The 10,852-nt window shown below is 43.4% G+C and carries 13 protein-coding genes; all 13 read right to left on the bottom strand.

Going from position 1 to position 10,852, the window contains the following annotated elements; genetic code table 11:
• Positions 1-19 precede the first annotated feature (19 nt).
• The 13 genes from PHU49_02010 to PHU49_02070 all read right to left on the bottom strand — a co-directional run bounded on the left by PHU49_02010 (position 20) and on the right by PHU49_02070 (position 10,736).
• Complete coding sequence (locus PHU49_02010; protein MDD5242767.1) at positions 20-958, bottom strand: ArsA family ATPase; 939 nt, start codon at positions 956-958, stop codon at positions 20-22.
• 12 nt (positions 959-970) lie between these two features.
• The gene (locus PHU49_02015) at positions 971-1,510 is read right to left on the bottom strand and encodes an Hsp20/alpha crystallin family protein (protein MDD5242768.1); all 540 of its coding nucleotides are present in this window, start codon (positions 1,508-1,510) and stop codon (positions 971-973) included.
• A gap of 108 nt (positions 1,511-1,618) precedes the next feature.
• Positions 1,619-1,924 (bottom strand): hypothetical protein, encoded by a 306-nt coding sequence (locus PHU49_02020; GenBank protein ID MDD5242769.1) that lies wholly within the window; start codon positions 1,922-1,924, stop codon positions 1,619-1,621.
• A gap of 37 nt (positions 1,925-1,961) precedes the next feature.
• Complete coding sequence (gene gvpN / locus PHU49_02025) at positions 1,962-2,879, bottom strand: gas vesicle protein GvpN (GenBank protein MDD5242770.1); 918 nt, start codon at positions 2,877-2,879, stop codon at positions 1,962-1,964.
• The gene (locus tag PHU49_02030; protein ID MDD5242771.1) at positions 2,876-3,208 is read right to left on the bottom strand and encodes a hypothetical protein; all 333 of its coding nucleotides are present in this window, start codon (positions 3,206-3,208) and stop codon (positions 2,876-2,878) included. Before PHU49_02030 ends, gvpN begins: the two co-directional genes overlap by 4 nt.
• A gap of 52 nt (positions 3,209-3,260) precedes the next feature.
• Entirely contained in the window at positions 3,261-4,274 is a 1,014-nt protein-coding gene (locus PHU49_02035; GenBank protein MDD5242772.1) for a hypothetical protein, read from the bottom strand.
• A gap of 28 nt (positions 4,275-4,302) precedes the next feature.
• Entirely contained in the window at positions 4,303-5,052 is a 750-nt protein-coding gene (locus tag PHU49_02040; protein ID MDD5242773.1) for a hypothetical protein, read from the bottom strand.
• 136 nt (positions 5,053-5,188) lie between these two features.
• Positions 5,189-5,395 carry a gas vesicle structural protein GvpA gene (gene gvpA, locus PHU49_02045; protein ID MDD5242774.1) on the bottom strand — a complete coding sequence of 69 codons (207 nt, stop codon included), beginning with the start codon at positions 5,393-5,395 and terminating at the stop codon, positions 5,189-5,191.
• 111 nt (positions 5,396-5,506) lie between these two features.
• The gene (locus PHU49_02050; GenBank protein ID MDD5242775.1) at positions 5,507-5,884 is read right to left on the bottom strand and encodes a response regulator; all 378 of its coding nucleotides are present in this window, start codon (positions 5,882-5,884) and stop codon (positions 5,507-5,509) included.
• Positions 5,885-6,176: 292 nt separating this feature from the next.
• Positions 6,177-7,583 carry a sigma-54 dependent transcriptional regulator gene (locus PHU49_02055; protein MDD5242776.1) on the bottom strand — a complete coding sequence of 469 codons (1,407 nt, stop codon included), beginning with the start codon at positions 7,581-7,583 and terminating at the stop codon, positions 6,177-6,179.
• A 14-nt stretch (positions 7,584-7,597) separates the two neighbouring features.
• Positions 7,598-9,259: a PAS domain S-box protein gene (locus PHU49_02060; GenBank protein MDD5242777.1), complete on the bottom strand. Its 1,662-nt coding sequence runs from the start codon at positions 9,257-9,259 to the stop codon at positions 7,598-7,600.
• Between the two features lie 136 nt (positions 9,260-9,395).
• The gene (locus PHU49_02065) at positions 9,396-9,791 is read right to left on the bottom strand and encodes a response regulator transcription factor (GenBank protein MDD5242778.1); all 396 of its coding nucleotides are present in this window, start codon (positions 9,789-9,791) and stop codon (positions 9,396-9,398) included.
• A gap of 321 nt (positions 9,792-10,112) precedes the next feature.
• Positions 10,113-10,736, bottom strand: coding sequence for a response regulator transcription factor (locus PHU49_02070; GenBank protein MDD5242779.1), 624 nt, complete (start codon positions 10,734-10,736; stop codon positions 10,113-10,115).
• Between the last annotated feature and the right edge of the window lie 116 nt (positions 10,737-10,852).

Here is a 10,852-nt window from a genome sequence, read left to right on the forward strand (position 1 = left end):
ACATCTTTATTTCTCCATTTTATTGAAACAACGACTCCTTAAAGTTACCCAGCGCATCAATGCCCTTCACTTCTCTCGGACACAGGGGGGTAACTGTAATCCGGATATTGTCCATATGTTTTCTCAGGTAATCGATATATGTTTCCTGTCCCTTCCTTTTCTCTCTGCAGAATTTACAATGGTCGTTCTGCGGCACCACATTATTAATCACTAATTGTTTCACCTTTATCCCGTATGCATTCAGGTAGCCTATCATTCTCTCCGTTTCCCGAACAGCCATGTCCTCCGGGATTGTAACAACAACGAATTCGCATCGCTTACTGTCTTTGAAGAGACTGTGTATCCTGGTGACGGTCTTTTTCATTTCCACAAGAAAATCATCACCTTCATCGGGCCTGTATTTCCCGCCGAAGGTCGTTGCCACATAGCGGTATTTCCATCGCATCTTTGCCATGACCTTGATCCAGTCATCCAGCATGTCCGGCAGTGTTAAAAGCCTTAATGCATGGCCTGTGGGCGCTGTATCGACAATAAACTTATCGAATCTCCCTTCTTCTATCAGGTCCGTTATTATTTTTAGCCCCATGACTTCATCTATGCCGGGGATTGGAAGGGCAAATGCCGATTCGACATCTTCGGGATCTAAATAGGTAGAGGTATCGATAATTTTTTTAATTTCTTTTTCATATTTTGCCTTGAAGGCTGAGAAGGCTTTTTTTGCGCTTATTTCGATCGCACTGAGGTTTTTTACGCTTTTAATATCTTCAACTCCATCGCCAATCTTTTGTCCCAGGCTGTCAGAAAGAGAATGGGCCGGGTCAGTAGAGATAATTAATGTTTTGAATATTTCTGATAAATACAGACCGGCACTTGCAGCGCAGGTTGTTTTTCCAACACCTCCCTTGCCGCCAAAGAGAATCAGTTTCAAAGGGGCATCGCTTAGTCCGGTCAATCCCATCAAGAATCCCCATCATTTCTTTATCTTAATCTCCAGGATGCCATTTTTAAAAGAAGAGGTGAACGCCTTGTCCTTTCCCTTAGCCGGCAGCAGAACCTCCTTAAGGTATTTCCTGTCTCCGCTTTTTGCAGAAATGTTGAGTATATCCCCCTTAAGGTCAATCTTTATATCGTTCTCATTCACGCCCGGCATTTCCGCATATATCCGGATCTCATCTTTTTCATCAAAGATATCGGTTATCGGTTCCCTTTCTTCCTCGACTTTTGCGCCACGAGGCGTTTTTTTGATGTTGCCGAAATGTTCAACAACAGGTCTTCCCCCCACTGCCGTTTTCACAGAGAAACCGAATACGCCCTTCATACCGTCTTTCAGGTTACTGAAATCTATCTCGCCTTCTTTCTTTATCTCGCCGCCTGCCTTTTCCAGTTCAGATGCAAGGTCCACCAGTTTTTCAATGCCCTTGAATAGTCCTCCCAGTCCCAGGTCTCCAATCCCGAAATCGATGTTGATTGTATCACCACTTTTTTTACTGCCCTTCTTTTCCCCTGCCATAATTTTTACTCCTTCCTATCTTCGTAATTGGTAACTCGTATCACGGTATTTTCCCGCTTCACGATTTCCTTCCACCTTTTACTTTTCGCCTTTCACATTTCCCCTTTATTAATACCTGATCGGCATTGTCTTTAAAGGGTCTGCCTTTGTATGCTTAATGGTCTTTATCTCTCTTTCTCTCCGTACCTCTTCCTGTAATCCCACAATCAACTTATTTACATCACTCAATAAGCGACCTGTTATTTTCCTTTTCTTTTCCAGCAGGGAAGTTTCTTTCTCCAGCCTGTCTTTCTCTTTCTTCAGAGTATACAGGTCAAGATAGGGAGACCTTTGAGCCTTCGGGATAGACCGTGCACCAATGGAATGCATGCTTCTTAAGTTCCTGATTGTTGCAATCTCTTGTAGCGCTTTCATGTATATAACCTCCCGCTTAACACAATATTCTGCATTGTCAGTTACTGTGTGTTGTTACTAAACCTTCCACTATCTCCTTCACCCTGTTTTGATTTGTTTTTGAGCCTACCCTGCTTGTAACAGACGACAATACGTCCTGACACATCCGGCTGAACATCCCGTTCGAACGGGAAGGTGATAAATTCTGGATCTTTGCGGCCCTTGCAATCATAATGCAGGCGCGAATGGTCGGCGCAAATTCGCACTTGCCCGATTCTCTTAAGCCCCGGACGATCCTTACTATCATTTCTACATCTTTTTTAGGAAGTCTCGATTTTGCATGGGTAATGGCAACTTCTGTTTCATGGTCAAAGTGGTCTAAATCCATCGTTACCATTCTGTCTCTCAGGGCGTCCTGACTTCTGTGCACTCCGGCATACTCCTCGGGATTGCTGGTAAACAGTGCGGTAAAATCGGGGTGTACCTTCAGATATGGCCCTTCCACCCCTCTTCCTGCCGGCAAATCCATAATCCGTTCCTGCAGAATAGACAGGAGGATGTTATTTGCCTCCGGACGTGATCGCGTAAACTCGTCATAGATAAGGGTAAACCCGTACTTGCATGCCACAGTGAGGCGGTTATCAACCCATCTCTTGACCATGTCTTCCTCTGTCTTGAGGACCCTTGAGACAAAACGGTCAACCACCTTTCTCATCCTGTATCCATATTCACCACCCACAAGATTGGATGTGGTAAACTCTTCATCTCCATGAATTAAAACAACCGGTCTCCCTATCTTGCTTGCAACATGCATGGCAAGAGTAGTTTTGCCGGTGCCTGAAACCCCTCTGAAATGAACCGGAAAACCCGCCTTTATATAGAAGACTGCCCTGTCACTCACATCCTTTATGTATTTTGTTTCCACAAAGTCAGGTAAAGCAGCCGGCTCCAATATTGTTGTGTTTTCTTCAATCATTTCGGTTTTCCTCCCAAAATGTTCTTAATATCATTCCAGATTATTTTCGCCTCAGCCAAATCCGCCCTTACTTCTTTTTCTCTTTTCTTGAAGTCATCTCTCATGGCATTGACATCTTTCAAAAGGTTGTCCCTGTTTTCCTTTAAATCCTTTTTCAGGTCTTTGCCCATTTCCGTATGAAGCCTTCTGGTTTCATCAAGAAATTCTGCCGTATCCTTTTTAATGGCATCGGTCCGGTCTTTCAATCCCCGTATCCTGTCTTTTCTATCCTTATGGCCTGTCAGAATATCTTCAGAGAGATTTCTCATACCACCCGAAAAATCATCCATATGGAGCCTCCTGATAAAATTCGTTTCTTGTTTAAAATCTCAGGTTTCCAGTTCAATGCTTTTCTTTTGAAAACCTTGAACCGTGAACCCTGAGCCTTGAGCTTTGAAATGCCTCCAGCGGATAGTATAGATTTGCTTCTTTCCTTACCCTGCCTCTTTCCAGCAGCTTCTTGGCTTTCATTCCCAGTTTCATTCTGGGAAGACCAAACGCCATCTCCATGTTTCCCACTTTTACCCCTTCGGGATGCTTGTTGATATATTCCAGCACCCTGCCTTCGATCTCCACCTCCGGCATTGCTTTCTTTTGTTTGAGCCCTTTTTTCTCAATCGCTTCCTGGACCGTGGAAGTCTTCTCCACAATTTCTACCGATGGAGCTGTGGTCTTCATTCTCGAGCCGGATAATTTTGAAGACATCCTGTCCCATGATTTTCCAGCTTCCTTCATATCAGTATCGTAACCATGCAAGAGGCGTGAGACATCTTTTGCCAGATCGTTCACGTACCTGGTTAAGCCCTTTTTCAGCGAATCACTCATCCGGCCGTGTGATTTTTCAAATTCTTTCAGCTTATCCCTCGTGTATATACGGATGCTTTTCAGATTAGCTGCAAGTGTATCCTTGAGTCCAGCCGACATCTCGCCGTGCGTCTTCTTAAAGCCGTTCATCATTGCACTTGTATCCCTGGTCAGGCTGTTTACAAAATCCCCGAGATTTTTCACCTGTTTATCGCTCATCTGCCGGCGGCCTTTCAATAACCGGTTAAGCATACCTGAAGTATTTTTGGTAAGATCATTCGCAAAACCTTCCAGATAGTTTGTCTGTTCATCACCCATGGTTTTACGGTTTTTACGAAAACCATTCAGCATGTCATCAACACTTGCCGCTAAACCATTTTTAAAATCTGACAGGTGTTTGTTCTGTTCCTGCCCCATATTTTTCCGTTCTTCAGTAAAATCACTCAGCGTTTTCCGGGTATCGCTTACAAGATCACCCAGCGCTTTCGTCCTCACATTATACGAAGTAAGGATATGTTCCGTTAAATCTCTCATACTGCTTGCGACTTCCATAATTTCCTCCTTGTTATTTCAAATATATTTACGCATATACTCTTTCAAGCCTTTCTTTCCTGAATGAATTGAGCATCATTTGTACATTCTCTTTCCTGTCCAGGTGTTGTACGGCCCGTTCTTTCGATTGAGTCTTAAATTGCTTGAGCATCAACTTTAAATCCTTAATTCTGAGTTCCCTTCCTTTAGAGAGAAGCTCCACCAGGGTAGAAGATAGTTCACTCTGTTCTTTCTGAAATGCCCTTAGCTTGGTGGTGACTTCCGCCTTTCTTTCTTCTTGTTTTTTGAGAATGTCTTGAAGCATCTGATGAAATTCCTTAATCCTATCGATGTTATCCCTGTTCAGGGAACCTCTGAAACTTCCAAGGTTCTCTCTTATTGTCTTTGCCATATCTCTTTGTTCCGTAAGGTAACCGTTAAGAAGACCCCTCACTTCTCTTTCCCTGTCATCCTGGGATAAGAGAATAGTATTCATCATGGTATCAAAATCCTTTTTCCTGAGAGACTCATTTCTCGCAAGGATATCCCGTAACTCGATTTTTAATCTCTCTCTTTCCTGCTTTGTATTTGACATAGAGTCCTGGTATTCACCAAGAACCGTCTGTGTATTATCAATAATTGTGCTGAGACTTTGCAGCCTATCTTCATATGAAGAAGTAATTTCCTCAAATTCACCAAGAACCGTCTGTGTATTATCAATAATGGTACAGAGTAATTTTTCTTCGTATGAAGCAACAATTTCCTCAACAACATGTTTTAAGTTTACAGTATCCACCATATTGTCCATCCTTCTCAAATGAAAGAAAGTTCCTGGCGTGTCATGCTTTTTGATCCCTTACTCTTACAGCGTAAAGGCTTGAGGATGACGCGGCAAGAACCTTCATCCGCCATCTTTGGCAAAGTTTGAGAAACCCTTACGCTGCCGTTGCGGTAAGGCCTATTGCCTCAGCATACTTCAGGTACGTTTCTACCGATGCCACAACAACCCTGGCTTCAATAGCAAGTATTTCAATACCTACCAGAGAAACCCTCACCCATGCATCGACAACTACTCCCTTGTCGAGAATTCTGTCGATTACCTCAACCAAACTGGATGAACCTATTGCTTTTTCTACTGCCATAATTAACACCACCCTTCTTTTTAGATTCCGCTTTTATAAAGGGAGCGGTGAACCCAACACTTTCAATATTCCTGTGTATGCAGAAGCCTGCGGCTACCTGCCGCTTATTGTCTACTGTATTAAGCTTTTCTTTTCGCTTAATGCCTTCTTGACGGTTTTCATCAGGACGTTCACATCAAAAGGTTTGTCGAAGAAACTATAAGCTCCTAATTCATGTGCCCTCGCCTTTACCGATTCACTCCCGTAAGCCGAGATCATTATCGTGTAAAGGGAAGATGTGATTCCAATCAGTTTTTCCAGTACTTCCAACCCGTTCATATCAAAAAGTTTATAATCCAGAACCATAAGGTCATAGGTTTTCTTTTTGAGCTCATTCAGCGCTGATTCACCATCGCAAGCTATCCTTACCACATACCCTTCGGCCCTCAGAACATCCGATATTACCTGGCACATATCCTCATTATCATCTACAACCAAGATATTTTCCATTCGCCTTTTCTGCCTCTTTTGAAATAACCAACCTATAAATAACCAATCTATATATAAATAACCAATCTATCGTTCTTGACGTATGTCTTTCGTATTTGCATAGACCATGCCAGGACATCAATCATGCGTTAACATTCCCTTAGATGCTCTGTATCTCATTGATTTATAATGATACTTTTCCTGAAATGGTTTTTGATAGAATTGTCACAAAACAAATACGAGCGGTATTATTCCGGGGATTTGTAGAAATTTCTCTGCATTGTTGTAGAGAATGGCTTACACTTCTTTGTTATTATTTTATTCCATGCTTGTTGAGTCTGGCATAGAGCGTCATGCGGTCTATCCCGAGCATCTTTGCTGCCTTTGATTTATTGCCGCCCGTAAGGTATAATGCCTGCGTGATAATGTTCCGTTCGATATTGTCAATTTCCTTTTTGGCAATCTCATGAAGTGAAAAGCCCTTCTTCAATTCCGCCATAATGTCGACCTGTTCCGATAGATTGTTCGGATCTGAATATGGTTCTGAAACGGTATCCTGGAAAAGGCATGGCTGGACAATATTCTCCGATTCTGCCAGAAGGGCTGCCCTCATCACCGTATTTTTCAGTTCCCTTACATTTCCTGGCCAGTGATAATCGAGAAGGGTTTTCATCGCTTCAGGAGAAAATCCCTTTACGTCTTTATTAAATTCTTTCCTGGCCCCTTCGAGAAAACGGTTTACAAGGTATGGAATATCTTCCTTTCTTTCCCTTAACGGGGGCAAGATAATGGGAAATTCGTTTAATCTATGAAACAAATCGTTTCTGAACCTTCCCGCCTTCAGCGCTTCGGGGAGATCTACATTTGAGGCCGCAACAATCCGGACATCAACCTTTATATCTTTTTTTCCACCGAGGTGCTCCAGCCTTTTCTCCTGCAAGACCCTTAATAATTTCGCCTGGGCTGGGTCCGGCAGGTTTGTTATCTCATCCAAAAAGAGCGTACCCCCATTTGCCTGTTCAAATTTACCCTCTTTGATGGTATCTGCGCCTGTAAAAGCGCCTTTTTCATAGCCGAAGAGTTCGCTCTCAACAAGGGATTCCGGTATGGAACCACAATCAACGGCAACAAAGGCTTTGTCGCTCCTCTGGCTTTTTTTATGTATCAGGTGCGCGACCAATTCTTTCCCGGTTCCGCTTTCTCCCTGCAGCACTATTGTTAAATTCGTAGGAGAAACAATATCAATCTGCTTAAAAACCTGCTTCATCCTTTGACTTTCTCCGGTAAGCTCTACTATCAGGTCTGAGGCGGTTTTTTCCCCCAATTGTTTCCGCAGGCTCTGAACCTCCTTACTCAGGTATTGTGTCTGCAAGACCCTCTTTATGGCAATGAGCAATTCATCATTATCAAAGGGCTTGGTAATATACTCAAAGGCCCCCAGTTTCATTGCCTGCACAGCCCCCTTTATATCTCCATACGCTGTAAGCATGATAATGGCAAGATCCTGATTGATTCTCTTCATTTCTTCTAAAACCTTTATGCCATCCATATCGGGCAAATGTATATCCAGCAAAACAAGGTTTGCAGACATACCTTTTACCTCTTTCAGCGCCTTCCTGCCGTCTCCGGCAACCGATATCTCATACCCCTTGCTCTTCAATATATTTGAAAGGAGAAACTGCATATCCTTGTTATCGTCAACTATTAGTATTTTTTCCATCTGCGTAAACATTTTTAATTTTCCCGTGCAATCGGCAGATCTATTGTGATCGTTGTGCCTTCCCCCACCCCGCTGGTAACGGAAAGCTTTCCCTTGTGAGAGCTTATTACCTCATCTGCAAGGCATAATCCTAATCCTATGCCGGTACGTTTCGTAGTAAAAAAGGGGTGAAAAATATTTTCGAGATCTTCCTGCGGGATACCCTTTCCTGTATCCTGGATAGTAATGATTATTTTGTTTTCGTCAAAGTATGGGTAAGCATTCACGATAAGTTTTCCGCCTTTCGGCATAGCATCCAGGGCATTATCAACGAAATTGAGGAGGGCCTTTCTCATACGTTCTTCGTCCATTAAGATAGGGGACAATTTACCGGATATCTTCTTATGCAAAAGTATGTGCTGTTTTTCGCACCGTGTCTTTACAAGATTACATACCATGTTTATCGCATCATTTATGCTGCCTGATTTCAGAGAAACATCGCTCGGTTTTGCAAGGTCCAAAAGGTCTTTTATGATCTTGTTTGCATGATCAGAATTCCTCAACATGATTTTCAGGTGTTTCTTGATCTCTTTATCGCGTTCGTATTGAGCAAGACAAAACTGGGCAGAGGCACGGATATTTGCAAGAGGGTTTCTGATCTCATGGGCTATACCCGATGAAAATTTTCCCAGAAGGGCCAATTTCTCGATGCGAATCAATTCCTGTTGGGCCTCTTTCAGTTCTTCATATGCCTCCGAAAGTGACTCCTTCGTCTGCCTGCGCTCCGTTATGTCATGCAGGACAAGGACAGTAAAACCCCTGTTCATCCGGTTTGCTTCATTATTTTTTGTGACAGGCTTTGACATGGATGTTTTATTCTGCTGGGTACGGATAGGCCTCATCCGTATATCGAAATACCGCTTCAATACCTCGTCCTTCACCTCCAATTCCACGGGTTTACCGATCGCTGAATCCTTTAAACCGTTTGATATAAAATCCTTGAGGTAACAGTCAGACTTTGTGCAATATGGATGGAGAACATCGTGCGGTGTCTGTCTTTCCATATCGCCGGGATGTGCGAAACCCCAACTTTCAGCTCCCCGGTTGGAACGGATAATATATCCCCTTTCATCAAGGACGATGACAAGCTCACTGAGGGAATCTACCAGTGATTCCCATTCCTGTTTTGCCTGTGTAATCTTTTCTACACTCTCTGCAAGCTCCTTTTCCCTTTGTTTGCGGCTGGTGACATCTCTTAAGTAAGCAAGAGAAGCGGGTTCTCCATTCAACGATATGTTTGTCGCCGAAACCTCAATATGAACCGTCTCGCCATTTTTCCTGATACCTTTCATTTCATATATGGACGGTACGGATTCGTTTTTCTGCCTTCCCCGGTTATTCCGCAGGACGCGTTCACAATCATCGGGGTGTACTGTAAGCGATATGGGTTTCCCTATGATCTCTTCTACCTGCTCGTAGCCGAAAATTTCCAGAAATCTCTTATTTACAAAAACATGGTTATCGCCACGCACCATGGCAACACCATCATTGGAATGTTCTATTGCTATCCTGTAACGGTCTTCACTCTCAATAAGCGCCTTTTCCATCTGCTTACGGAGCGTGACGTCGCGGTGAACATCGAGCTTGTCTGGCGGTCTTTCTTTCTGTTCTTCTTTTTTTCTTGTCTTTGCTTTCATGACAACTCCCTTATTTGTCAGGACAGCAATGTGTGCCCGTGTCTTTCCTTGCGGGAATGGGTCTTGACGCTAATATGGCCCCTCATAGATAAGAGTGGTACTGTGCCCCTTTTTATGTGCTCCTCGCTGTTATCCCTCACTGGCCATTGTCTGACTTCTCCTTGACTTTTTTGTCCTGCAGCATTCTTTCCAGAGCTCTTTGTACCTCATCGAATTCTGTAGCCTTATCAAAGAAATGGTTTGCCCCCAATTTAATTGCTATCTCCTTGTATTCCGGGAAGGGATAATTGGTAAGTACAATGATTAAAGGAGTCTTTAGATGCCGTTTCATTTCCCGGAGGACATCGAGACCGCTGCCTCCCGGCATACGTATATCAAGGATCACTACGTCCGGTTTCAGGTCCAGGATACCCTTGATAGACGCCCGGACATCTCCCGCCTCCCCTACCAGTTCAATCCCTTCTACTGCTAAAGCCAACTCTCTTATCCGTTCCCGCATCATCTCTGAATCATCAGCAATGAACAGTTTCATGGCAATCCTTCTTTTTAACTTTTTCAAAGTATTACATAATTGAGTTTCGGAATCTGTCAGTGGATAACTAATTTTTTTGTAGTAGAAGTACTACAGAGTGTTTCAGATTGCCAATTTCCAATTGCCGAATGCCAATATTTTATTTCCAATTGCCAATTGCCGATTTGCAATTGTTAATTCATAAAATCAAAAATCACCATAGGCAAATAGCAAATCTATTCTCGTATTTGCCTTTGCAATCGGCGATTGGCAATTGGCAATCGCAAATCCCTTCTTGTATTTCAATCGCAAATTGGCAATCGGAAATCGCAAATCGGATGTCTACTCCAGCTTGTGGTCAATGACGTAACGAATGAGCTCGGCGTTGTTCTTAAAACCCATCTTTTCAAAGATGCGCGAACGATATGTACTGATACTCTGTACGCTGAGACAGAAGGTATCGGCGATCTCGGTAATTGACTTGCCTGAAGCAATCATGAGCATCACCTGGTACTCCCGGTCTGAGAGCATTTTGTGCGCATCCTCTCCTTTCTCCAGTTCAAAAACCAGTTTTTCTCCCAGAGAGGGACTCACGTATCTACCGCCGCCGAGTATCTTTCTCACTGCCTTCACCAGTTCTTCAGGGGCGCTATCCTTTGACAGGTACCCTGAGGCACCTGCCTTCAGCACCCGGACTGCATACTCTTCTTCCTTGTGAACGCTCAAAACAAAGATTGAAAGACCGGGATGGGCCGACTTCAACTGTTTCAACACATCCAGCCCGCTTTTGTCAGGGAGGTTGATGTCGAGGACGACAAGGTCCCACTCTTGCTCCTGTACCTTCTCAAAAATCTGGTGGGCATTCCATGCTTCACCGAACAGAGAATCGGGAAAATCCTCGCTGAGGAGTTGTATCAAACCCCGGCGCATCAAAGCATGGTCATCAGCGATGAGGAACCTTGTCATTTGCGATTTCCGATAGCTGATTTTTCAAATCCTTTTTCATGTATAAAAACCTTTTCCATTGACACTTGATAATATATTGATTATTCTTAAAAAAGAAAGGGAATTCATTATGGCAC

The sequence above is a fragment of the Syntrophorhabdaceae bacterium genome (genome assembly GCA_028713955.1).
Lineage (GTDB): Bacteria > Desulfobacterota > Syntrophorhabdia > Syntrophorhabdales > Syntrophorhabdaceae > UBA5609.